Source organism: Streptomyces sp. NPDC110618 (assembly GCF_055657065.1).
This window is the reverse complement of the sequence record NZ_JBVKBN010000012.1, coordinates 45,920-68,472: the sequence shown is the minus strand read 5'-3', so window position 1 is coordinate 68,472 and position 22,553 is coordinate 45,920. Positions and strand designations below refer to the sequence as shown.

Genomic DNA, 22,553 nt, shown 5'->3' with positions numbered 1-22,553 from the left:
GGAATGACCGCCTGCCTGGGCCGGGCGGGCGCCGAGGAGTGACCGCCTGTCGGGGGCGGGTGGCCGCCGAGAAGTGGCGGCCCGCGAGGGCTGGGCGGGCGTCGAGCGACGATGGTCCGCCTGGGCCGGGTGGCCGCCAAGAAGTGGCGGCCCGCGAGGGCCGGGCGCCCCCAGGACCGGGCGCCCCCAGGCTGACCGCCCCCAGGCTGACCGCCTGCCAGGCCCCTGTGGGCGCCAAGAAGTAGCAGTCCGCCAGAGCCAGGCGCACGCCGAGCCGTGACGAGGGGCATCGCGCGTTACGTTGGTCGCACGTCAGCCGACCGAACGGAGCCCGCGATGCCCTTCGCCCGTCTCGCGACCGCCACGACCCCCACCTGCCACATCGGCCTCGGTCTCGCCGCGATCGGACGCCCCGGCTACATCAACCTGGGCCGGGACCGGGACCTCGGGGAGGACCGCACCGTCGAGACCCTGCGCGAGCGTACGCACGAACTCCTCGACGCCGCCTACGCCCAAGGCGTGCGCTACTTCGACGTGGCCCGCTCCTACGGCCGCTCCGAGGAGTTCCTCGCCGACTGGCTGAACAAGCACCCCGAGATCGACGACATCGTCGTAGGCAGCAAGTGGGGCTACACCTACACCGCCGACTGGACGACCGACGCCGAGACGCACGAGGTCAAGGACCACAGCCCGGCGACCTACGAGCGCCAGCGTGCCGAGACAGACGCGCTGCTCGGCGACCGGCTCGACCTCTACCAGATCCACTCGGTGACCCCGGACAGCCCCGCCCTCACCGACAAGGACCTGCACGCGAAGCTCGCCGAGGCCGCCGCGCGGGGTGTGACCGTCGGCTTCTCCACCAGCGGCCCCGCTCAGGCCGACGCGATCCGCGCCGCGCTCGCCGTGACGGTCGACGGCGAGCCCCTCTTCCGTACCGTCCAGTCGACGTACAACATCCTGGAGACCTCGGCCGCCCCCGCCCTCGCCGAGGCCCACGACGCCGGGCTCACCGTGATCGTCAAGGAGGGCATGGCCAATGGCCGCCTCGCCGGGCCGCACGCCCCGGACGTGCTGAAGGCCGTCTCCGCCGATACCTCCCTGGGCGCCGACGCCGTGGCCCTCGCCTTCGCCCTGCGTCAGCCCTGGGCCGGCGTCGTCCTCTCCGGCGCGGCCACCACCCTCCAGCTCGCCTCCAACCTGCACGCGCCCGTCGTCGACCTCGACGAGGAGCAGCTGGAGCGGCTGGCGGCGCTGGTGGAGGAGCCGCGCGGGTACTGGGAGCGGCGCGGGCAGCTGCCCTGGCACTGACAAAACCGCAGGACAGCCATGGGGAATGAGACATGCATGCCCCATGTGAGACATCAATGTCTCACATGCGCTACTCTTGTCTCATGGCTGTCGACCGTGACCACGTGCTGCGCAGCGCAGCCGCCCTGCTCACCCGGAAATCCACGTCCACCATGGACGAGGTCGCCAAGGCCGCCGGGATCAGCCGGGCCACGCTGCACCGCCTCTTCGCCGGGCGCGACGCGCTCGTCCGCGCGCTGGAGGCGCTCGGCATCGCGGAGTGCGAGGCCGCGCTGGACGCGGCCCGGCTGGACGAGGGCAGCGCGAGCGATGCCGTACGACGGCTCGTCCACGCGATCGAGCCCGCGGCCGGACTGCTCGCCTTCCTCTACACCGAGAACCAGCTCTTCGAGGGCGAGGCGCAGAACGAGGGCTGGGCCCGCCTGGACACCCGGATCGCCGCGCTGTTCCGGCGCGGCCAGCAGTCCGGCGAGTTCCGTATCGACCTCACCCCGGCCTGGCTCACCGAGGCGCTGTACGGCCTGATCGCCTCCGGCGCCTGGGCGGTGCAGGAGGGCAGGGTCGCGGCCAACGACTTCACGCACATGATCGCCGAGCTGCTGCTCGGTGGCGCACTACGGAGAGAGGAATCATGACCAGCACCCTGCAGCCGGCGACCACGACCGAGGCGGTGAAGCGCCCCGGCCGCTGGCTCGCGCTGTCCGTCCTCGTGCTCGCCGTGCTGCTGGTGGCCGTCGACGCGACCGTCCTCGGTCTCGCCACCCCCTACATCAGCGAGGACCTCAACCCCTCCGGCACCCAGCTGCTGTGGATCGGCGACGTCTACTCCTTCGTCATCGCCGGTCTGCTGGTCTCGATGGGCAGCCTCGGCGACCGCGTGGGCCGCAAGAAGATCCTGCTGGTCGGCGCGACCGCGTTCGGCGCGATATCCGTGCTCAACGCGTACGCGACCAGCCCCGAGATGATGATCCTGGCCCGCGCGCTGCTCGGCGTCGCCGGCGCCACCCTGATGCCCGCCACGCTCGCCCTGATCCGCAACCTCTTCCATGACCCGCGCGAGCGCAGCCTCGCCGTGGGCATTTGGGGCGCCACCGCCTCCGCCGGTACGGCGGTCGGCCCGATCGTCGGCGGCTTCCTGCTGGAGCACTTCTGGTGGGGCTCGGTCTTCCTGATCAACCTGCCCGTGATGGCGGTCCTCGTCGTGGTCGGCATCAAGCTGCTGCCGGAGTCCCGCAACCCGAACCCCGGCCCCTGGGACCTGCGCAGCGTCGTGCTGTCGCTGGTCGGCATGGTCGGCGTGGTCTACGCGGTCAAGGAGATCGCCGCCCACGCCGTGACCTGGGAAGCCCTGGCCGTCGGCCTGTTGGGCGCCCTCGCCCTGTACGCCTTCGTCCGCCGCCAGCTGACACTCCCGTCGCCGCTGCTCGACATGCGGCTGTTCCGCAACCGGGGCTTCAGCGGAGCGGTCCTCGCCGACCTGCTGACCATCCTCGGCCTGTCCGGCCTGGTGTTCTTCCTCTCCCAGTACCTCCAGCTCGTCCAGGGCCGCGGCCCGCTGGAGGCGGGTCTGGCCGAACTCCCCGCCGCGATCGGCGCGGTGGCGGCGGGCCTGGTCGCGGGCCGCGCGGCACGCCGGTACTCGGTACGCGCCGTGGTCTCCGGAGGCCTGGCGGCGGTCGGCCTGTCCCTGGCCGCCCTCACGGTCCTCGGCCAGTCGACCGGCTACGCCGTTCTGGGCACAGCCCTCCTGGTCGTCGGCATCGGAGCCGGCTTCTCCTTCACGGTCACGGCGGACGTCATCCTGTCCTCGGTCCCGAAGGAGCACGCGGGCGCGGCGTCGGCGGTCTCGGAAACGGCCTACGAGCTGGGCGCGGCCCTGGGCATCGCCGTACTCGGCTCGATCGTGACAGGCGTCTACAGCAACTTCACGGGCCCGGCGGGCACCCCGGACTCCGCCCACGAGTCGTTGGGCGGCGCGGTGGAATCAGCGGCGTCAATGCCACCGGCGGCAGCGCACACCATGCTGAACGCGGCCCGAGAGTCCTTCGTCGACGGCCTGGCCCTGGCCGCGGGAGCCGGAGCGGCGGTCCTGCTCCTGGCAGCGGTGGCAGCATGGTTCATGCTGAGAAACGAACGCCTGGAAACCGGCCACTGAGGCCGCGGGGCCCCGCGAAAGAGGCGCCCGCTGGGACGCCCTTCAGGGGCGCGGGGAACTGCGCGATGGGTCCCGACCGGCCGTGACTTCGACGACCGGGCGCGGGGCCCCGCGAAAGAACCGCCCGCAGGAACGCCCCTCAGGGGCGCGGGGAACTGCGCGACAAGCCCCCACCAACCGTCACTCTGACGACCGAACCCCGGGCCCCGCCCAAGACGCGCCCGCAGCCACAGACCTCAGGGGCGCGGGGAACTGCGCGAACAACCACCACGCACCCGCACCCCGCAACACCCGCCCCGCCTCGCAGGCGCGACCGCAAACAAAAAGGGGGGCGCGGGAACCAACCCGCACCCCAAGAACCTACGCCGCTTCCTTCGCCTTCGTGGCGTACATGTCCACGTACTCCTGCCCCGACAACCGCATGACCTCCGCCATCACGGAGTCGGTCACGGCCCGCAGCACATACCGGTCCCGGTCCATCCCCTCGTACCGGGAGAACTCCATCGCCGGCCCGAACCGCACCGTCACCTTGCACGGCCGCGGCATCCCCGCACCCCCCGGCTGAATCCGGTCCGTGCCGATCATCGCGAACGGCACGACCGGCGCCCCGGTCATCAGGGTCAGCCGCGCGATCCCGGTCCGCCCCCGGTACAGCCGCCCGTCGGGCGACCGCGTGCCCTCGGGGTAGATGCCGAAGACCTTGCCGTCCTCCAGCACCCGCCGCCCGGTCATCAGCGCGGCGACACCGCCCCGGCCGCCGTCCCGGTCCACCGGGATCATGCCGACCCCGGTGAAGAACCAGGCCATCAGCCGGCCCTTGACGCCCTTGCCGGTGACGTACTCGTCCTTGCCGATGAAGTACACCTGCCGGTCGCAGACCAGCGGAAGGATCATCGAGTCGATGAACGTGAGGTGGTTGCCCGCGAGGATCACGGGGCCGTCACCAGGGATGTGCTCCGCGCCCTCCACCTGGGGGCGGAACATCAGGCGCATGATCGGTCCGAGCACTGCCTTGATGAGCGCGAAGCGGGACAACGGGCCCTCCGGTGTCAGGGTGTCCTTATAAGTATGTGCAGGTGAGGACGATACTCGCGGTTCCGGGGGTCGCGCACATCGGGTTCACCGAGGTCTTACTCATTGTTGACGTGGGTTTACCTGTGGTGAAGCCCCGAAGCGCACCGGAAACCCGCCCGGAACGATGTGACGGACATCGCCCGCACCCGATACGGGCAAGCCGACACCTCGTCAGAATCCGTCTCCCACAAGACAACTGCCGTCACCCATGTGTTCGTACCGAGGTCTCCCGAAGGCCATGACCGGGCACCTACCATCGGGCCGCATTGACCAGCCGAGGGCAGGAGGACGCTCATGGAACCGCAGGAGCCGGAAGCGCAGGGGCCGGAAGCACAGGACGCGGAAGCGCAGCGGCACGGCACCGGCCGCCGGGCACTGCTGGGCGCGGCGGCCCTGGCCGCGGGCGGCGCGGTCATCAGCCTGTCCGGCACCGGCACCGCGGCGGCAGCGGGGGGCGGCCGCGGGAACGGAGGCGGCGGTGTGAAGAGCCTGCCCAGACCGACGATCATCGGCCACCGCGGCGCCAGCGGCTACCGGCCCGAGCACACCCTCGCCGCCTACCAGCTCGCCCTGGACCTCGGCGCCGACATCGTCGAGGCCGGCGACCTGGTGCCCACCAAGGACGGCCACCTCGTCTGCCGCCACGAACCGGAGATCGGCGGCACCACCGACGTCGCCGACCACCCCGAGTTCGCGGACCGCAGGACCACCAAGCAGCTCGACGGCGTCCCCGTCACCGGCTGGTTCACCGAGGACTTCACGCTCGCCGAGCTCAAGACGCTCCGCGCGGTCGAGCGCATCCCCGGCAACCGCCCGCACAACACCCTCTACAACGGCCGCTTCGAGATCCCCACCTTCGAGGAGGTGCTGCGCTGGCAGGACCGGCAGACCCGCCGGCGCGGCAAGCAGGTGTGGATCTACCCCGAGCTCAAGCACCCCACCTACTTCCGCAAGCTCGGCCTCGGCCTGGAGGAGCGGATCGCGAAGGTGCTGCGCAAGCACGGCAAGGACAAGCGGCACTCCCCGGTCATCGTCCAGTCCTTCGAGCCGACCAGCATCCAGCGCCTGGACAAGCTCATCGGCAACCCGCTGGTGGTCCTGCTGTCGGGCGCGGACACCCGGCCATACGACTTCGAGGAGACCGGAGACCCGAGGACGGTCGCCGATCTGATCACCCCGGCCGGACTGCGCGAGATCGCCTCCTACGCCCAGGGCATCGGCCCCACCCTCGACCTGGTCATCCCGAAGGACGCCGACGGCAGGCTCACCGAGCCGACCACCCTCGTCGCCGACGCGCACAGGGCGGGCCTGCTCCTGCACCCCTGGACGATGCGCAACGAGAATCCCTTCCTGCCCGCCGACTTCCGCAAGGGCACCGCCCCCGACGCCTACGGCGATGTCTTCGGCGCCTACCGGGTGTACTTCGCCACCGGCATCGACGGCGTCTTCACCGACCAGCCGGACACCGGTCTGCTGGCCCGCGAGGAATTCGTCAACGACTGAGCACTATGCCCCGGTTGGGGTGAGAAACGGCCGCCCGGGCAACCCGCCGTCCGGGCGGCCGCGTCGTGCCGCACATGAGCCACGAACTCGTCCTGACCCTGCGCCCCCTGCTCACCGCCGAGGCGTCCGCGGAGGCCCACGCCTCCGGGACCGAGCCCGGCGACCTGGAGCAGGCGGTCTGGCTGCGCCTGCTGGAGCTGCTCGACGCGCAGGGCCCGCCCTCCGACCCCGAACGCTGGCTCCGCTCGGCCGTCCGCTCCGAGGGTCGCCGCAGCCGCCGCACCCACCGCATCGAACAGCCGTACGCCGGTGAGCCCGTGGACGACTCCGGCCGCGACCCCGCCCAGCTCGCCGTCACCGCCGTCCATCGCCGCGCCCTGCGCGACGCCGTCCGCCGGCTGCCCGGCCGCTGCCCCCGGCTGGTCGAGACGCTGCTCTCCCCGCGCGACCTGACATACCGGGAGATCGCGGGGGAGTTGGGTATCTCACAGGGCAGTCTTGGCCCGGAACGCTCCAGATGCCTGGCTTGTCTCAGGCGATTGCTCGCGCCGGAGGTTGCGGCTCGCACGGCGCGGGGATAGGAGTGGGGAACGACCGGTGATCAGATGAGCGGAAGGCGTGCGCACATGGGCATGAGCGTGACCATCTCTGCGGCGACCGAGCAGGACGCGGAGCAGATCTTCAAGCTGCAGTACCTCTGCTTCCAGAGCGAGGCGGCCCTGTACGGCAACTACCGCATCGACCCGCTCGTCCAGACGCTGGACTCGGTGCGTGCGGAAGTCGCCGAGGACTGCGTCTTCGTGGCCCGGCTCGGCGACGAAGTGGTCGGCTCGGTGCGCGGCTCGGTCACCGAGGACGGCGCCGCCGCCATCGGCAAGCTCTGCGTCCACCCCCGCCTCCAGGGCCACGGCATCGGCGCCCGGCTGCTGAAGGCGGCCGAGGCCGCCCTCGCCGAGGAGCGCGGCGCCAAGCGGTTCCGGCTGCACACCGGCCACCGCAGCGAGCTCAGCCTGCGGCTCTACCGCAAGGTGGGCTACACCGCCGTCGGCACCTCCCAGGGCTCCGACGGCGTTCCGATGATCGTCCTGGAGAAGCCGGCCGGGAGCTACGCGGCTACGGCTTGACCGAGCCCGCCCGGCGCAGCCAGTACACGGCCGACAGCGGCAGCAGCACCGGGATGAACAGATAGCCCATGCCGTACTCGGACCAGACCGTCGCGTCGGGGAAGGCCGAGGGGTCCAGCAGGGTCCAGGTACCGACGACCAGGACGCCCGCGAGCTCGGCGGCGCAGCAGTACAGCGCCGCCCTGCGGGCCGTCTCGCCGCCCCTGACCAGGGTGTACGTGATGAAGCCGTAGACCAGCCCCGCCACCGCCGACAGCGAGTAGGCGAGCGGGGCGCGGTCGAAGTCGGTCGCGATCTGGTACGCCGAGCGCGACACCGCGCCGACCACCATCACGCCGTACAGCCACACCAGCAGCACTCCGGGCCCGCTGATCAGGCGGGTCCGCTTCTCCTCCACGGCCGTCATCTCAGCCTCCCCAGATGTCATAGAGCCGGACCTCCAGCACGGCCAGCACCACGGCGCCCGCGGACACCGTGATCGAGCCCCACTTGGTCCGCTCGGCCAGCGACATGAACCCGGCCGCCGGGACGCACGCGAACGCGCCCAGCAGATACGCCACGAAGATCGTCGTGCCCTGCTCCGGCTCCTGGCCGCGCGCCAGCTGCACAATGCCGACCACGAGCTGGATCAGTGCCAGCGCGGTCACCACGGCCATCCCGATGAAGTGCCAGTCCTTCGTCGGCTGGTCCCGGTAGGCGGCGAAGCCGCACCACGCGGCGAGCAGCAGGGCGGCGACGCCGGACAGGAGCGTCAGGGCATCAAGCATGCAGCGACCCTATTACGGGCCATACCGCCCGGTGCGGGCGACCCCGGCGGGCACCGTAGGGTCGATGGTATGTACATCCACGCCGAAGCCCTGCTGTTCGACAACGACGGCACCCTCGTCTCCTCCCTCGCCTCCGTGGACCGCTGCTGGACGCGGTGGGCGAAGGAGTACGGCATCACCGCCGAACAGTTCGGCAGCATCGAACTGCACGGCCGCCCGGCCGTCGAGATAGCCGCCGACCTGCTCCCCGCCGACATCGTGCCCGAGGCGCTGGCGCGCATCGAGACGCTGGAGGTGGAGGACGTGCCGAACGGCGGCGTGGAACTGCTGCCCGGCACCCAGGACTTCCTCGCCGCGCTGCCCGCCGACCGCTGGGCCGTGGTGACGTCCGCCACCCGCCGGCTCGCAGAGGCCCGTCTGGACGCCGTCGGCATCCTGCCCAAGACCCTGGTCTCGGCCGACGACATCACCCGCGGCAAGCCCGACCCCGAGCCCTATCTGCTCGCCGCCCGCCTGCTCGGCGTCGACCCGGCCCGCTGTGTCGTCTTCGAGGACGCTCCCGCGGGCCTCCAGGCGGGGCGCGCCGCCGGGATGACCACCGTGGCCTTGACCACAACCCACCAGGCCCACGAGCTCGACGCCGACCTGGTGGTGCAGGACCTCTCGGCCCTGTCCGCCCAGGTCACGGGCTCGGGCGTGGAGATCGCCGTCCGCCGCTGAGAGGTGTCCACCGCTGTCCGCAATGCGGACAGCGGTTCTCGGTTCCGCGCTTCCGTCTGCTTTACTGATCGCATGACCACGACGAGCACCCGCATCCTTGCGACCGAGGCGACCATGACGCCCGGTGCTCGCTGTATGTGTCGAATGTGCGCCTTCTAGAGGGCCCCCGCACCACTTCCCCCTGAGCCTCGCGCCCCGAAGCGAGCTGCCACGGCCTGTCTCCGTACGCCCCATTCGCGACGTACGTGACCCAGCTGCCCCGCGCACACCTTCCCTCCCGTACCCGGGCACACCCACGCCCGCGTACTCGACAGTGACGGAAACCCCAGTGATCACCACATCGGGCCTGACCAAGGTCTACCGCGCCCGCGGTCGAGAGGTGACCGCCCTCGACGGCGTCGACCTGCACGTCCGCGAAGGCGAGGTGTACGGCGTCATCGGCCAGTCCGGCGCCGGCAAGTCCTCCCTCATCCGCTGCGTCAACCTCCTGGAGCGCCCCACCTCCGGCACGGTCACCGTGGCCGGCCAGGACCTCACCGCCCTGGCGGGCCGCGGACCGCGCGCCGGGAAGGAACTGCGGCGGGCGCGCAGCCGGATCGGCATGGTCTTCCAGCACTTCAACCTGCTGTCCTCGCGCACCGTGCAGGACAACGTCGAACTGCCGCTGGAGATCCTCGGCGTCTCCGGCCGGGAGCGCTCCCGAAAGGCACTCGAACTGCTCGACCTGGTGGGCCTGGCAGACAAGGCGAAGGTGTACCCGGCGCAGCTCTCCGGCGGTCAGAAGCAGCGTGTGGGCATCGCCCGCGCCCTGGCCGGCGACCCCAAGGTGCTGCTCTCCGACGAGGCCACCAGCGCCCTGGACCCCGAGACCACCCGCTCCATCCTCCAGTTGCTGCGCGACCTGAACCGGCAACTGGGCCTGACGGTGCTGCTCATCACGCACGAGATGGACGTCGTGAAGTCCGTCTGCGACTCCGCCGCGCTCATGGAGCGGGGCCGCATCGTGGAGTCCGGCACCGTCAGCGAACTGCTCGCCACCCCCGGCTCCAAGCTCGCCACCGCGCTGTTCCCGCTGGGCGGCGAGGCCACCGGCGAGGACCGCACCGTCGTCGACGTCACCTTCCACGGCGAGAGCGCCACCCAGCCCGTCATCTCCCAGCTGTCGCGCACCTACAACGTCGACATCTCGATCCTGGGCGCGGCCATCGACACCGTCGGCGGCCTCCAGGTCGGCCGGATGCGCATCGAACTGCCCGGCCGCTACGAGGACAACGTGGTGCCGATCGGCTTCCTGCGCGAACAGGGCCTGCAGATCGACGTCGTGGGCCAGGAGCCCGTACTGGTCAAGGAAGGTGCCAAGTGACCTGGTCCGAGATGCAGCCCCTGCTGGAGCAGGCGTGTTGGGACACCCTCTACATGGTCGGCTGGTCCACGCTCATCGCCGTCGTCGGCGGACTCCCGCTGGGCATCCTCCTCGTCCTCACCGACAAGGGCGGACTGCTCCAGAACGTGGTCGCCAACAAGGTGATCGGGCAGGTCGTGAACGTCGCCCGCTCGATGCCGTTCATCATCCTGATGGTCGCGCTGATGGGCTTCACCCGGGCCATCACCGGCACCACGATCGGCCGCGAGGCCGCCATCGTGCCGCTCGCCGTGGGCGCCATCCCCTTCTTCGCCCGCCTCGTTGAGACGGCTGTCCGCGAAGTGGACGGCGGGCTCGTCGAGGCCGTGCAGTCGATGGGCGGCAACACCTGGACGGTCGTGCGCAAGGTCCTCGTCCCCGAGTCCCTGCCCTCGCTGATCGCCTCCACCACGACCACGATCGTCGCCCTCATCGGCTACTCCGCGATGGCCGGCACGGTCGGCGCGGGCGGCCTCGGCGACATCGCCATCCGCTACGGCTACCAGCGCTTCGAGACCGAACTGATGTGGATCACCGTCGGCATCCTCGCCGTGGTCATCTCCCTCATCCAGTTCGCCGGCGACTACGCGGCCCGTACCCTGCACCGCCGCGGCGGCCGCTCGGGCGCCGCGCCCAAGCTCAGGCTGCTGAAGGCCGCCACCCAGCCCGCCAACACCGGCCTGCCGCCCAACGCGGGCTGAGCCCCGCTCACCCCCACCCCAGAACTCCCCGTCCCACCCACGACGGGGTCGCACCACACCTTCAGGAAAGGCACTTTTCGTGCGTAACACCGCCAAGATCACCACCGCCGTCCTCGCCGCCGGAGCCCTCACCTTCGGGCTCACCGCCTGCGGCTCCTCCGACGGCGACTCCGCGTCCTCCGCCTCCGACACCAGCAAGCCGCTGGTCGTCGCCGCGAGCCCCGTCCCGCACGCCGAGATCCTGACCTTCGTCAAGGACAACCTCGCCAAGGACGCCGGCCTCGACCTGGAGGTCAAGGAGTTCACCGACTACGTCACGCCGAACACGGCGACGGAGGACGGATCGGTCGGCGCCAACTACTTCCAGAACCAGCCGTACCTGGACGACTTCAACAAGAAGAACGGCACGCACATCGTGCCCAGTGTCACGGTGCACCTGGAGCCGCTCGGCCTCTACTCCAACAAGGCCAAGAGCGCCGAGGACCTCAAGAGCGGTGCCACCGTCGCCGTCCCCAACGACACCGTGAACGAGGCCCGGGCGCTCAAGCTGCTCGCCGACAACGGCCTCATCACCCTCAAGGACGGCGTCGGCAACGAAGCGACCCCCGCGGACATCGTCAAGAACCCCAAGAACCTGAAGTTCAAGGAGCTGGAGGCGGCCCAGACCCCGCGCTCCCTGGACGACGTCGACGCCGCGGTCATCAACGGCAACTACGCCATCGAGGCCGACCTCAAGCCCGCCGACGACGCCCTGGTCCTGGAGTCCGCCGACAACAACCCCTACGGCAACTTCCTCGCCGTGAAGGAGGGCAACGAGAACGACCCGCGCGTGAAGAAGCTCGCCAAGCTCCTGACCTCGCCCGAGGTCAAGAAGTTCATCGAGGACAAGTACGCCGGTTCGGTCATCGCCTCCTTCTGAACTGACTCCGTGTGAGTCGCGACCGCATCACGGGTTCCGCCCACGTCGAACAGGGCGGACCCCGTGGTGCGGTTCGGTGCTTTCATGCTGCATGCTGGGCAGTTCAGCAGGCCCGACGGTTTCGAAGGTTACGGAGCGGCGCATGACGAGCACCTTCCCCAACATCTCCATCAGCACGGAGCGGTTGGTGCTGCGTCCTCTCGACGAGGACGACGTGCCCGCCCTGGCCGAGATGATGAACGACGAGCAGGTCGCCGCCTGGACGGACGTCCCGCAGCCCTTCACCGAGGACGGCGCGCGCACCTGGATCACCGAACACGCGCCCACCGAACGGGAATCGGGCCGCGGCCTGGACCTCGCCGTCGCCGAGTTCCTCACCCAGCGCCTGGTCGGAGTCGTCCAACTCTCCAAGACCAACTGGCACATCCGCTCCACCGAGCTGTCCTACATCATCGCCCCCTGGGCCCGCGGCGAGGGCTACGCCTCCGAGGCCGCCCTCGCCACCGCCCAATGGCTCTTCGGCGACCAGAAGTTCGAGCGCATCGAACTGCGCACCGCGGCCGACAACACCGCCTCCCAGCAGGTCGCCCAGAAGATCGGCTGCATCAGCGAGGGCGTCCTGCGCAACGCCTGCATAGCGCACATCCGCACCGACGACGGCACCTGGGCCGACGTACGCACCGACTTCATCGTCTGGAGCCTGCTCCCGGAGGACCTGGAGGGCACCGCCGAGCAGCTCTCCGACTCGGGCGGCTTCCCCACCTATTCCCACTGGAACTGATCCCGGCCGGACGGGTTACCCTCGGGCTGCCCCGTCCACCTGCGCAAACCCCTGGAGACTGACGACAATGGCCGACCGGGTCACGGTGATCGGCTGGGACGGCTCGCCGCTGACCGACGCGGCACGCTCCGCGCTGGGTGCCGCCACTTTGGTGGCCGGTGCCGCCCACCACCTGGCGCTGCCCGAGGTGCCGCCCGCTGCCGAGCGCATCCGGCTCGGCAGCGTCGCCCTGGCCGCCCGCCGGATCGCCGGCCACCGCGGCACCGCCGTGGTGCTCGCCGACGGCGACCCCGGCTTCTTCGGCGTCGTACGGACCCTGCGCGCGCCCGAGTTCGGCCTGGAGGTCGAGGTCGTGCCCGCCGTCTCCTCGGTCGCCGCCGCCTTCGCCCGCGCCGGGATGCCCTGGGACGACGCACAGGTGGTCGTCGCACACCGGCGCACCCTGCGACGCGCGGTGAATGTGTGCCGTGCCCACACCAAGGTCGCCGTCCTCACCTCACCCGGCGCGGGCCCCGCCGAGCTCGGACTGCTCCTGGAGGGCGTCCACCGCACCTTCGTGATCTGCGAGGAGCTGGGCACCGAGCGCGAGCAGGTCACCGTCGTCACCTCCGACAAGGCCGCCGACCACAGCTGGCGCGACCCCAATGTGGTGATCGTCATCGGGGGCCCCGCCGGGGGCACCGAGGGCGGCGGCTGGATCGCGGGCCGCGACCCGGCGGCCGGCCCGCGCGGCTGGACCCTGCCCGCCCAGACCTACGGCGGCCTCATGGGCGAGGGCGAGCTGGAACCGCTGCGCGCCGCCCAACTCGCCCGGCTCGGACCGCGCGTCGGCGACCTGGTGTGGGACATCGGCTGCGGCAGCGGCGCCTTCGCCGCCGAGGCCGCCCGCGCCGGGGCCGCCGTCATCGCCGTGGACCGCGACCCGCGCGCCTGCGAACGCACCGAGGCCAACGCCCGCGCCCTCGGCGTCCAGCTCCAGACCGTCCAGGGCACCGCGCCGCACGTCCTGGAGAACCTCCCCGAACCGGACGTCGTCCGCGTCGGCGGCGGGGGAGCGGCCGTCGTCTCGGCGGTCGCCGACCGCCGTCCGCAGCGCATCGTCACCCACGCGGCCACCCGCGACGAGGCCGAACTCATCGGCCGCGATCTGACCGAGCACGGCTACCGCGTCCAGTGCGCCCTCCTCCAGTCCGTCGAACTCGACACGCGTGCCTGGACCGAACGCGAACGGAGCGTCGCGTTCCTGCTCAGCGGCCTGTTGCCGGACCGGACGGGCTGACGCGGAAACCGTCCCCGTGATCCTGTTGTCGTACCGCGCGCGGTAGGCTGGCCGATCGTTGCACCGCACGCGGATACCCGACGCTTCGTCGGTCAATGTCCGGAAAACCCGCCCGGTTTGGGGGGAGTGTGGTACGGCAGAACCGGAGGACGCGCAACGTGGCGCAGTCCACAGCGGGATCGTCGCGGATCATGCTGTCGTGACGGGGGAACGGCCGCGACAATGCCAGTAAATGGCTTTGTCGTCTTTGTGGACGGGTCGTTCGTGCCGCTGGGCACACACGCTCGTTCTTCACTACGGAGCGGGTCGGTGCGCCGCTCCGGGTGAGCAGGTCGCAGAAGCACTAAACCGATGGGCGAGGGGTACGCATGACCGACACCGGCCAGGTCCCGGGCGAGGGACTGCCGGAGAACGCAGGCATGGTGGAGCAGCCGGGCGTCGCCGCGCCCGGTGCGTACACCTACCTCTCCGAGACCACCGCCGAGGACGAAGACCTGTTGCTGCTGCCGGGCGCCCAGAGCGCCTGGGGCAACGAGGTCGCCCCGCCCGCGCCGGAACCGGTCGTGGAGGCCCTGCACGAACCCGGTGCGCACGAGATGTCCGGCCGCGACAGCGGCTCCGTCGACCTCAGCGCGGTCCGCACGCCGAACCCGGCGCCGGTACCGCCGGTCACCCCGCCGCGCCCGCTGCACCTCGGCCCGCCGATCCCGGACGCCTCCGCCAGCCCGGTCCGCTCCCTCGCGGACCGCGGCGCCGTGGGCACGCCGGTACGGCAGCCGGGGCCGCCGACCGCCGGCCCCGAGTACCTGGACGTCGCCCAGCCGCAGCCCGCGGCGCCCTGGGGCGCGCCCGCGCCCGCGCAGACTGCGGTGCCCGCGCCCGTCGGCGCGCCTGTCGCTCCCGCCACGCCCGTGGCGGCGCCCGCCCCGGCGCCGGTCGCTGCTGAGGTGTCGGCTGCCGAAACGGTTGTTCCGCAGCAGGCGGCGGCCCCCGAGCCCGTGGACCCGGCGCAGGCCGCCGTGGCCCGCCTCACCGGCGAGGCGGTCGCCGCGCCGGCGGAGCAGCCCGCGGAGGAGCCCTCCGCGCCGGGTGCCGCTGAGGCCGTCGCACCTGCCGGGGAGCCTGGCGCGCAGCCCGGTGCGGAGACCGGTGCGCCGGTAGCGGGGAAGCCCGTCGAGGAGCCCGCCGCCGTCGGGGAGCCCGTTCCGCAGCCCGCCGACGGACCCGAGGCCGGGGCCGCCCCCACCCAGGCGGAGCCGCGGGGTGACGAGCCCACGTCGGGGCCCGCTCCGCAGGAGACGTCCGCGCCGGGTCCGGTGGCCGAAGACGGACCGGGTGCCCAGCCCGGCCTCGCAGAGGAGCCGGCAGTCGACCCTGCCGCCGCGCCCGAGGCCGCCGCCGAGCCCGTTCCGGTGGCCGAACCCGCCCAGGACGCCGAGGCCGCCGCGCCGACCGAGGCCGGGGCGCAGGGCGGCGACACCGCTCCGGCGCCCGCCGAGGAGGCGACCCCGGAGGCCGCCGAGGTCGTGGAGGTCCCCAACCCCGAGACCGCTCCGATCCCCGAGGCCGCTCCGGCCGCCGAGGCGGTCGTACCCGAGGCCGCGAAGCCCGCTCAGCCTGCCGAGCAGGTGACCCAGGCCCCCGCCGAGGCCGGTGCCGAACCTGTCACCGCCGCCGAGCCCGCCGCTGAGCCCGCGGCCGAGCCTGCCCCCGAGCACGTCGCCGCCGACCCGGCGCGGACCGTGTCCGAGGAGCCGGACGCCGTGCAGGCCGCACCGGCGGAGCCGCACTCCGCGCCCGAGGCCCAGGACGCCCCGGGGGCCCCGGCCCCCGTTGCCGCCCAGGCCGACGCTCCCGCCGTAGCAGAGGAACCCGCCGTGGCCCCCGAGCACGCGGTCGCCGCGGAACAGCAGCCCGAGCCCCAGCCGTACGTCGCCGAGCCCGCCGGGCCGCAGATGCAGCCGTCGGACGGCGGCAGCGTCGGCGGGGGAGTCCCGCTCGCGCCCCACCCCGACCAGCCGCTCGGCCAGTTCGTGCCGGTGGAGGGCCAGGTGCCGACCACCCCGCACCTCGCGCCCACCCCGCCGCAGCCGATCGTGCTGCCCGCCGAGGAGGAGGCGCCCGCCGTGCCCGCCCCCCGCGCCGGTGAGCCCGAGGCCGCCGAGCCCGAGACCGCGCAGAACGCGGAGGACCTGGACACCCAGGCCGCCGCCGACCAGGACCAGGCCGAAGGCACGGCCCCGGCCGCGGAACCCCGCCGGCCCACCGGACCGGCCGCGCCCGGCTACGACGACGCCGAGCGCGAGGCCGTACTGAAGGTCATGCGCGAGCGCCGTGACATCCGCAACGGCTTCCGCAGCGACCCCATCCCGCACGAGGTGCTGCTGAGGGTCCTGGAGGCCGCCCACACGGCCCCGTCCGTCGGCCACTCGCAGCCCTGGGACTTCGTCGTCATCCGCTCCGCCGAGACCCGGCGCGCCATGCACGAGCTGGCGATGCGGCAGCGCGACGCCTACGCCAAGTCGCTGCCCAAGGGCCGGGCGAAGCAGTTCAAGGAACTGAAGATCGAGGCCATCCTCGACACCCCGGTCAACATCGTGGTCACCGCCGACCCGACCCGAGGCGGTCGCCACACCCTGGGCCGTCACACGCAGCCGCAGATGGCGCCGTACTCCTCCGCGCTCGCCGTGGAGAACCTCTGGCTCGCCGCCCGCGCCGAGGGCCTGGGCGTCGGCTGGGTCAGCTTCTTCGACGAGCGCGAGATGGTCCGCGCCCTCGGCCTGCCCGAGCACCTGGAGGTCGTGGCCTACCTGTGCGTCGGGTACGTCGACGAGTTCCCGGACGAGCCCGAGCTGCTGCAGGCCGGGTGGTCCAAGCGGCGCCCGCTGTCGTGGGTGGTCCACGAGGAGACGTACGGCCGACGCGCGCTGCCCGGCGAGGAGCCGCACGACCTGCTCGCCGAGACCGTCGCCCAGATCCGCCCGCTGGACGCCAAGGCGCTCGGCGAGGCCTGGGAGCGGCAGAAGCGCATGACCAAGCCGGCCGGCGCGCTGGGCATGCTGGAGATCATCTCCGCACAGCTGTCGGGTCTGTCCCGGCAGTGCCCGCCGCCGATCCCGGAGCCCGCGGCCGTCGCGATCTTCGCGGGCGACCACGGCGTGCACGCCCAGGGCGTCACCCCCTGGCCGCAGGAGGTGACGGCCCAGATGGTCGCCAACTTCCTCGGCGGGGGAGCGGTCTGCAACGCGTTCGCCGGTCAGGTGGGCGCGGAGGTGTGCGTGGTGGACGTCGGCGTCGCCGCCGACCTCCCGGCCACGCCGGGTCTGCTGCCCCGCAAGGTCCGCGCGGGCACGTCCGACATGACCACCGGGCCCGCGATGACCCGCGAGGAGTGCAAGCAGGCCATCGAGGTCGGCATCGAAACCGCCCGCGACCTGGTGGCGGCCGGCAACAAGGCGCTGCTGACGGGCGAGATGGGCATCGCCAACACCACCGCCTCGGCGGCCCTGATCTCCGTCTTCACCGGCGCCGACCCGGCCGAGGTGACGGGCCGCGGCACGGGCATCAACGACGAGACCCTGGCCCGCAAGACCGAGGTCGTACGCCGGGCCCTGGAAGTCCACCAGCCCGACCCGGCCGACCCGATCGGCGTGCTCGCGGCGATCGGCGGCTTCGAGCACGCGGCGATGGTCGGCCTGCTGCTCGGCGGCGCGTCCCTGCGTACGCCGGTCATCCTGGACGGCGTCAGCGCGGGCGCGGCGGCCCTGGTCGCCCGCGCCATCGCCCCCGAGGTCCTCGCGGCCTGCATCGCGGGCCACCGCAGCGCGGAACCGGGTCACGTCGCCGCCCTCAACAAGCTGGGCCTGCGCCCCCTGGTCGACCTCGACCTCCGCCTCGGCGAGGGCACCGGCGCCCTTCTGGCCCTCCCCCTGGTCCAGAGCACGGCCCGCGCCATGCACGAGGTAGCGACGTTCGACTCAGCGGGCGTCACCGAGAAGTAGCACGGGGCAACCCCGGCCAGGACTGCGCATCGGCAGCCCCGGCCGGGGTTCCCTGTGCGCAGAGGCAGGAAGAGGGCGGCGGGTCAGATGTCCCTCCGCAGGTGCCGGCTGCCGTAGGCCCCGTGGTCTGTGGGCAGTCGTTCCGCAGGGCGATGGGGGCACCTCCCGTTCGGGCGAAGCCGAGAACGGGGGAGGGTGGGCGCAGACCCACGCAGCCGCACCCGGCCGACCTGCCCAGCCACCGGACACCGACGCCGCCCCACCCCCACGCCCCGTAAAATCCGCACGTCAGGGCATCGCACCGCCGCCGCAGACAGGGAGCCGTACCCTCATGGCCGAACACCCCGCCTACCCCGTAGGCCTCCGCCTCACCGGCCGCAGGGTCGTCGTCCTCGGCGGCGGACACGTCGCCCAGCGCCGCCTCCCCGCCCTCATCGCGGCCGGCGCCGACATCCACCTGGTCTCCCCGACCGTGACCCCGTCCGTCCAGGCCATGGCGGAGGCGGGCGAATTCACCTGGCACCAGCGCCCGTACGAGGAAGGCGACCTGGCAGACGCCTGGTACGCCCTCATCGCCACCGGCGACACCGAGGCCAACACCCGCGCATCCGCCGAAGCGGAGCGCCACCGCGTCTGGTGCGTCCGCTCCGACGACGCCGACGCAGCCACCGCCTGGACCCCCGCCACCGGCACCAGCGAGGGCGTCACCGTAGCGATCCTCACCACCGACACCAAGTCCCGGGACCCCCGCCACACCGCCGCCGTCCGCGACGCGGTCGTCGAGGGCCTGCGCGACGGCACCCTCGTCGCCCCACACCACCGCACCCGCACCCCCGGCGTCGCCCTGGTCGGCGGCGGACCCGGCGACCCGGACCTGATCACCGTCCGCGGCCGCCGCCTCCTCGCCGAGGCCGACGTCGTCATCACCGACCACCTCGGCCCCCGCGACCTCCTCGCCGAGCTGCCCCCCAGCGTCGAGGTCATCGACGCCGCCAAGCTGCCGTACGGCCGTTTCATGGCGCAGGAGGCCATCAACAACGCCCTGATCGAGCACGCCAAGCAGGGCAAGTCCGTCGTCCGCCTCAAGGGCGGCGACCCCTACGTCTACGGCCGCGGAATGGAGGAGGTCCTGGCCCTCACCGAGGCCGGCATCCCCTGCACCGTCGTGCCCGGAATCTCCAGCTCCATCTCGGTGCCGGGCGCCGCGGGCATCCCGGTCACCCACCGCGGCGTCGCCCACGAGTTCACGGTCGTCAGCGGCCACGTCGCCCCCGACGACGAGCGTTCCCTGGTCGACTGGCCGTCGCTGGCCAAGCTGCGCGGCACCCTCGTGATCCTCATGGGCGTCGGCACCATCGGAAAGGTCGCCGAGACCCTGATCGCGCACGGCAAGTCCCCGGACACCCCGGTCGCCCTGGTCCAGGAGGGCACCACGGCCGCCCAGCGCCGCGTCGACGCCACCCTGGCCACCGTCGCCGAGACGGTCGTCGCCGAGGAGGTCAAGCCGCCCGCGGTGATCGTCATCGGCGAGGTCGTGAGGGTCGGCCCGACGACCACGGCGTAACCCGAGGTAACTCCCCGCTCCCGCACCGTTGGCACCGCACGCACGACAAGGCAGTATCACCCTGTGGCCGATCTCATCACCGTCGAGGATCCGGACGACCCCCGCCTGCGCGACTACACGGGCCTGACCGACGTGGAACTGCGCCGCAAGCGCGAACCCGCCGAGGGCCTGTTCATCGCCGAGGGCGAGAAAGTGATCCGCCGGGCGAAGGAGGCGGGCTTCGAGATGCGCTCCATGCTGCTGTCCGCCAAGTGGGTCGACGTCATGCGTGACGTCATCGACGAACTCCCCGCCCCCGTCTACGCGGTCAGCCCGGAGCTCGCCGAACGGGTCACCGGCTACCACGTGCACCGCGGCGCCCTCGCCTCCATGCAGCGCAAGCCCCTGCCCACCGCCGCCGAACTCCTCCAGACCGCCCGCCGCGTGGTGATCATGGAGGCGGTCAACGACCACACCAACATCGGCGCCATCTTCCGCTCGGCGGCGGCGCTCGGCATGGACGCGGTCCTGCTCTCCCCGGACTGTGCGGACCCGCTCTACCGCCGCAGCGTCAAGGTCTCCATGGGCGCGGTCTTCTCCGTCCCCTACGCCCGGCTCGACACCTGGCCCAAGGGCCTGGACTCGGTCCGCGAGGCCGGCTTCACCCTCCTCGCCCTGACCCCGGACGAGAAGGCCAAGACCCTTGACGAGGCCGCCCCGCACAAGATGGACCGCGTCGCCCTGATGCTCGGCGCCGAGGGCGACGGCCTCTCCCGCCAGGCCCTGGTCGCCGCCGACGAATGGGTGCGCATCCCCATGGCCCACGGCGTGGACTCCCTCAATGTGGGCGCGGCGGCGGCGGTCGCCTTCTACGCGGTGGCGACGGGCCGCCCGGAGGCGTAGCGCTACGCGCCCGCCGCGTGCCGCACGACGCCGGGCTCGCCACCGAGGCCGTTGCTCGGCCCCTGGCAGCCCTGGGCCGCGGCGATACCGAGCGCGACCAGCAGCGTCACGACCACGAACACGAACAACCGCTGCCGCAGCAACTGCGGATTGGCGGGCCGACGCCCCGTACCGGTGTTCCGCGGCGCCGGACGCCCCGTCCCGCTGCGCGGCCCCGGCCTGCCACCCGCACCCGTCCGCCCGGTGTTCCGCGACGCGGGCGTGGGCCGCGCCCCGGTCCGACCACCCGACGACGGGACCGCACCACCACGAGAGGCGCTGCCACCCCGCGACGGCACGGGCCGGGACGGTCCGCCACCGCGCGACGGCGTCCCCTGCGTGCCGCCCTGCGGACGGCGCTGCCGCTCCGGGTAGGTGTCGGCGAGCCGACCCGTCGGCCGGTCCGCCTCGCCGGTACGCGGCGCGGGCGGACGCAGCTCGGCCAGGCCCTGCGCCTCACGCGCGGCGATCTCCTTCAGCCGCAGCGACAACTGGAGCGTGGTCGGCCGTTCCTCGGGGTCCTTGGCGAGACAGGCCCGCACCAGCGGCGCCAACGCGTCGGGCACACCGTGCAGCTGCGGCTCCTCGTGCACCACGCGGTACAGCATCACCTCGGAACTGCCGTGCCCGAAGGGCGAGTCACCCATCGACGCGTACGCCAGGGTCGCGCCGAGCGAGAACACGTCCGTGGCCGGGGTGACCGCCGCGCCGCGCACCTGCTCCGGTGCGAGGAAGCCGGGCGAGCCCACCGCCGTGCCGACGTGGGTGAGCGTGGAGGCGCCGGTGGCCCAGGCGATGCCGAAGTCGATGATCCGCGGCCCCTTCGGGGACAGCAGGATGTTGGACGGCTTCAGGTCCCGGTGCACGACCCCGGCCTCGTGGACCGCGACCAGCCCCTCCGACAGCGCGGCTCCGATCGCGGCGACCTCGGCCGCGCCGAGGGCCCCCTCGTCGACGACCTTGTCGTGCAGGGAGGGGCCGGGTACGTACTGGGTGGCGAACCAGGGACGGTCGGCGTCGAGATCGGCGGCGACGAGCCGCGCGGTGCAGCCCCCTCGGATCCTGCGCGCGGCGGACACCTCGCGCTCGAACCGGGAACGGAACTCCTGGTCCTCGGCCAGATCCGGCCGGATGACCTTCAGCGCGACCCGCTGGCCCTTCTTGTCGGAGCCCAGGTAGACCACGCCCATTCCGCCCGCGCCCAGCCGCCTGTGAAGCCTGAACGAGCCGACGACGCGCGGGTCCTCGCGCCTCAGGCGCATCATCGCCATGTTCATCCCCGCTGCCCGGTCCCTGTGACGTGCCACAGCTTACGTTTCCCGGGCCGCCCGCGCGCAGAGGCCGCGCCCTCTCGGGGCGGCGGATTGTGCGGACGCCGCAAGGAGAACTTGAGGGTCGGTCAGCCCCCCGAAGAACAAACCGACTTGCCCCTACCCGTGCCCCCAACCACCTTCCGCGCAAGGCAGGTTGATCGCGACGGCCGCACACGCCGGACAACCGCCCCGAACCCCCGCCCGCTCACCGAACCCCATGGCCCCCAGAACGATCACGACCCCCAACCGCCCCGCAACGGAAGTGATCGAAGTCACCCCGGAGGCTTCCCGGGACGAGAGGGGCGCCGCGAAACCGGGACACAGTGGGCGCCCCCTCAGGGAAGACCCCGAGACCTAGGACTCCGTCTCCACCCAGGGGAGTACTCCCCTGGGTGCGGCTCATCCTCTCGGAGGCCAGGCAATCGGTACGAGGGCATGACGTGCGAAGACGGCCACGCCCGTAGATTTGAGGTCAAGCGGCGGGTGCAGCACTCGTCCCCCGAGGTCAGACACCCGCCGCTGCCAGGAGCAACACACAGACGGTCAGGAGAGGGACCATGGCCCAGACGGCACCGCGGACACTGCTCCGCACACAGACGCGCCGCCAGGGCCGTCGCCACCCACTGGTGGCGACGCTGATGGCCCTTCCCCTGGCGGCCCTGCTCCTCGTCGTCTTCGACGGCTGGGAGACGGTGGCCACACAGGCGTCGTCCGTGGGCGTGATGCTGGGGCGCTGAGCGGCGACCCCAGGCCCGGAAGAGCGGTCCGGGCGGGGACATCCACCCATGAAACCCCGTGGGGACGGGGGTGCGGCGGACGGCAACAATGCCGGCGCAGCTGGGGAGCTGCGCCGGCATTACCTTTCCCACCCGGCCGGTACGCCTGGCGCGCGGGCTGCCGTACAACTCCGCCCGCTGCGGCGCAGCCAAGCCGCGGGCATTCGTGCCGCCAAGGGCGGCACGGGTGGGCGCGGGCGGCACCCCGTCAGCGCGGGCGAGCGTTCCCACCCCCGCAGCAACTA

20 protein-coding genes are annotated in these 22,553 nt (G+C 72.4%); 16 read left to right on the top strand and 4 right to left on the bottom strand.

The genetic code is table 11. The features are described from left to right. The first annotated feature begins 336 nt into the window (after positions 1–336). The 3 genes from ACZ7L7_RS21260 to ACZ7L7_RS21250 all read left to right on the top strand — a co-directional run bounded on the left by ACZ7L7_RS21260 (position 337) and on the right by ACZ7L7_RS21250 (position 3,463). Positions 337–1,308: an aldo/keto reductase gene (locus tag ACZ7L7_RS21260; RefSeq protein ID WP_472076799.1), complete on the top strand. Its 972-nt coding sequence runs from the start codon at positions 337–339 to the stop codon at positions 1,306–1,308. A gap of 83 nt (positions 1,309–1,391) precedes the next feature. Beyond that, positions 1,392–1,943, top strand: a complete 552-nt coding sequence (locus tag ACZ7L7_RS21255) for a TetR/AcrR family transcriptional regulator (protein WP_285511460.1) — start codon at positions 1,392–1,394, stop codon at positions 1,941–1,943. Then, complete coding sequence (locus ACZ7L7_RS21250) at positions 1,940–3,463, top strand: MFS transporter (protein WP_285511459.1); 1,524 nt, start codon at positions 1,940–1,942, stop codon at positions 3,461–3,463. Before ACZ7L7_RS21255 ends, ACZ7L7_RS21250 begins: the two co-directional genes overlap by 4 nt. Before the next feature lie 360 nt (positions 3,464–3,823). On the opposite strand, the gene ACZ7L7_RS21245 is transcribed toward ACZ7L7_RS21250, so the two are convergent. Beyond that, positions 3,824–4,498: a lysophospholipid acyltransferase family protein gene (locus ACZ7L7_RS21245; RefSeq protein WP_285511458.1), complete on the bottom strand. Its 675-nt coding sequence runs from the start codon at positions 4,496–4,498 to the stop codon at positions 3,824–3,826. 333 nt (positions 4,499–4,831) lie between these two features. On the opposite strand from ACZ7L7_RS21245, the gene ACZ7L7_RS21240 reads away from it, so the two are divergent. The 3 genes from ACZ7L7_RS21240 (at position 4,832) to ACZ7L7_RS21230 (ending at position 7,164) form a co-directional block, all read left to right on the top strand. Continuing rightward, positions 4,832–6,040 (top strand): glycerophosphodiester phosphodiesterase, encoded by a 1,209-nt coding sequence (locus tag ACZ7L7_RS21240; RefSeq protein ID WP_472076797.1) that lies wholly within the window; start codon positions 4,832–4,834, stop codon positions 6,038–6,040. Positions 6,041–6,114: 74 nt separating this feature from the next. Beyond that, a complete protein-coding gene (locus ACZ7L7_RS21235; protein WP_285511456.1) occupies positions 6,115–6,621 on the top strand; it encodes an RNA polymerase sigma factor in 507 nt (168 codons plus the stop codon). A 45-nt stretch (positions 6,622–6,666) separates the two neighbouring features. Then, a complete protein-coding gene (locus tag ACZ7L7_RS21230) occupies positions 6,667–7,164 on the top strand; it encodes a GNAT family N-acetyltransferase (RefSeq protein ID WP_285511689.1) in 498 nt (165 codons plus the stop codon). On the opposite strand, the gene ACZ7L7_RS21225 is transcribed toward ACZ7L7_RS21230, so the two are convergent. Together ACZ7L7_RS21225 and ACZ7L7_RS21220 are read right to left on the bottom strand one after the other, a co-directional pair. Continuing rightward, positions 7,154–7,570 carry a hypothetical protein gene (locus ACZ7L7_RS21225; protein ID WP_285511455.1) on the bottom strand — a complete coding sequence of 139 codons (417 nt, stop codon included), beginning with the start codon at positions 7,568–7,570 and terminating at the stop codon, positions 7,154–7,156. The two genes, ACZ7L7_RS21230 and ACZ7L7_RS21225, sit on opposite strands and share 11 nt — an antisense overlap. Before the next feature lies 1 nt (position 7,571). Next, positions 7,572–7,931 (bottom strand): hypothetical protein, encoded by a 360-nt coding sequence (locus ACZ7L7_RS21220; protein WP_471429858.1) that lies wholly within the window; start codon positions 7,929–7,931, stop codon positions 7,572–7,574. 69 nt (positions 7,932–8,000) lie between these two features. Here ACZ7L7_RS21220 and ACZ7L7_RS21215 point away from each other — a divergent pair, with 69 nt between their 5' ends. From ACZ7L7_RS21215 to ACZ7L7_RS21175, 9 genes are all read left to right on the top strand, one after another. Further along, on the top strand, positions 8,001–8,651 hold the full coding sequence (locus ACZ7L7_RS21215) for an HAD family hydrolase (protein ID WP_453603976.1): 651 nt from the start codon (positions 8,001–8,003) through the stop codon (positions 8,649–8,651). Between the two features lie 328 nt (positions 8,652–8,979). Then, positions 8,980–10,014: a methionine ABC transporter ATP-binding protein gene (locus ACZ7L7_RS21210; RefSeq protein WP_285511452.1), complete on the top strand. Its 1,035-nt coding sequence runs from the start codon at positions 8,980–8,982 to the stop codon at positions 10,012–10,014. Further along, a complete protein-coding gene (locus tag ACZ7L7_RS21205; RefSeq protein WP_453603978.1) occupies positions 10,011–10,754 on the top strand; it encodes a methionine ABC transporter permease in 744 nt (247 codons plus the stop codon). Before ACZ7L7_RS21210 ends, ACZ7L7_RS21205 begins: the two co-directional genes overlap by 4 nt. Before the next feature lie 79 nt (positions 10,755–10,833). Continuing rightward, positions 10,834–11,673, top strand: a complete 840-nt coding sequence (locus tag ACZ7L7_RS21200; RefSeq protein WP_285511450.1) for a MetQ/NlpA family ABC transporter substrate-binding protein — start codon at positions 10,834–10,836, stop codon at positions 11,671–11,673. Positions 11,674–11,815: 142 nt separating this feature from the next. After that, entirely contained in the window at positions 11,816–12,454 is a 639-nt protein-coding gene (locus ACZ7L7_RS21195) for a GNAT family N-acetyltransferase (RefSeq protein WP_285511449.1), read from the top strand. 67 nt (positions 12,455–12,521) lie between these two features. Continuing rightward, positions 12,522–13,733 carry a precorrin-6y C5,15-methyltransferase (decarboxylating) subunit CbiE gene (gene cbiE / locus ACZ7L7_RS21190; RefSeq protein WP_285511448.1) on the top strand — a complete coding sequence of 404 codons (1,212 nt, stop codon included), beginning with the start codon at positions 12,522–12,524 and terminating at the stop codon, positions 13,731–13,733. A 368-nt stretch (positions 13,734–14,101) separates the two neighbouring features. After that, positions 14,102–17,734 (top strand): nicotinate-nucleotide--dimethylbenzimidazole phosphoribosyltransferase, encoded by a 3,633-nt coding sequence (gene cobT / locus ACZ7L7_RS21185; RefSeq protein ID WP_472076795.1) that lies wholly within the window; start codon positions 14,102–14,104, stop codon positions 17,732–17,734. Positions 17,735–18,065: 331 nt separating this feature from the next. After that, positions 18,066–19,298: a uroporphyrinogen-III C-methyltransferase gene (gene cobA / locus ACZ7L7_RS21180; protein ID WP_471429867.1), complete on the top strand. Its 1,233-nt coding sequence runs from the start codon at positions 18,066–18,068 to the stop codon at positions 19,296–19,298. A gap of 63 nt (positions 19,299–19,361) precedes the next feature. Beyond that, positions 19,362–20,180 (top strand): TrmH family RNA methyltransferase, encoded by an 819-nt coding sequence (locus ACZ7L7_RS21175; protein WP_453603987.1) that lies wholly within the window; start codon positions 19,362–19,364, stop codon positions 20,178–20,180. Between the two features lie 2 nt (positions 20,181–20,182). Here ACZ7L7_RS21175 and ACZ7L7_RS21170 read toward each other — a convergent pair whose 3' ends face one another. After that, a complete protein-coding gene (locus ACZ7L7_RS21170; protein WP_472076877.1) occupies positions 20,183–21,496 on the bottom strand; it encodes a serine/threonine-protein kinase in 1,314 nt (437 codons plus the stop codon). A 593-nt stretch (positions 21,497–22,089) separates the two neighbouring features. Between ACZ7L7_RS21170 and ACZ7L7_RS21165 the strand changes: the two genes are divergently transcribed. Beyond that, positions 22,090–22,269, top strand: coding sequence for a hypothetical protein (locus ACZ7L7_RS21165; protein ID WP_285511443.1), 180 nt, complete (start codon positions 22,090–22,092; stop codon positions 22,267–22,269). Positions 22,270–22,553: the final 284 nt, after the last annotated feature.

Bases quoted from the DNA above. Each gene is read 5' to 3' on its own strand.
- ACZ7L7_RS21260 (WP_472076799.1), top strand. From the start codon at position 337: ATGCCCTTCGCCCGTCTCGCGACCGCCACGACCCCCACCTGCCACATC.
- ACZ7L7_RS21255 (WP_285511460.1), top strand. From the start codon at position 1,392: ATGGCTGTCGACCGTGACCACGTGCTGCGCAGCGCAGCCGCCCTGCTC.
- ACZ7L7_RS21250 (WP_285511459.1), top strand. From the start codon at position 1,940: ATGACCAGCACCCTGCAGCCGGCGACCACGACCGAGGCGGTGAAGCGC.
- ACZ7L7_RS21240 (WP_472076797.1), top strand. From the start codon at position 4,832: ATGGAACCGCAGGAGCCGGAAGCGCAGGGGCCGGAAGCACAGGACGCG.
- ACZ7L7_RS21235 (WP_285511456.1), top strand. From the start codon at position 6,115: ATGAGCCACGAACTCGTCCTGACCCTGCGCCCCCTGCTCACCGCCGAG.
- ACZ7L7_RS21230 (WP_285511689.1), top strand. From the start codon at position 6,667: ATGGGCATGAGCGTGACCATCTCTGCGGCGACCGAGCAGGACGCGGAG.
- ACZ7L7_RS21225 (WP_285511455.1), bottom strand. From the start codon at position 7,570: ATGACGGCCGTGGAGGAGAAGCGGACCCGCCTGATCAGCGGGCCCGGA.
- ACZ7L7_RS21220 (WP_471429858.1), bottom strand. From the start codon at position 7,931: ATGCTTGATGCCCTGACGCTCCTGTCCGGCGTCGCCGCCCTGCTGCTC.
- ACZ7L7_RS21215 (WP_453603976.1), top strand. From the start codon at position 8,001: ATGTACATCCACGCCGAAGCCCTGCTGTTCGACAACGACGGCACCCTC.
- ACZ7L7_RS21195 (WP_285511449.1), top strand. From the start codon at position 11,816: ATGACGAGCACCTTCCCCAACATCTCCATCAGCACGGAGCGGTTGGTG.
- cbiE (WP_285511448.1), top strand. From the start codon at position 12,522: ATGGCCGACCGGGTCACGGTGATCGGCTGGGACGGCTCGCCGCTGACC.
- cobT (WP_472076795.1), top strand. From the start codon at position 14,102: ATGACCGACACCGGCCAGGTCCCGGGCGAGGGACTGCCGGAGAACGCA.
- cobA (WP_471429867.1), top strand. From the start codon at position 18,066: ATGGCCGAACACCCCGCCTACCCCGTAGGCCTCCGCCTCACCGGCCGC.
- ACZ7L7_RS21170 (WP_472076877.1), bottom strand. From the start codon at position 21,496: ATGAACATGGCGATGATGCGCCTGAGGCGCGAGGACCCGCGCGTCGTC.
- ACZ7L7_RS21165 (WP_285511443.1), top strand. From the start codon at position 22,090: ATGGCCCAGACGGCACCGCGGACACTGCTCCGCACACAGACGCGCCGC.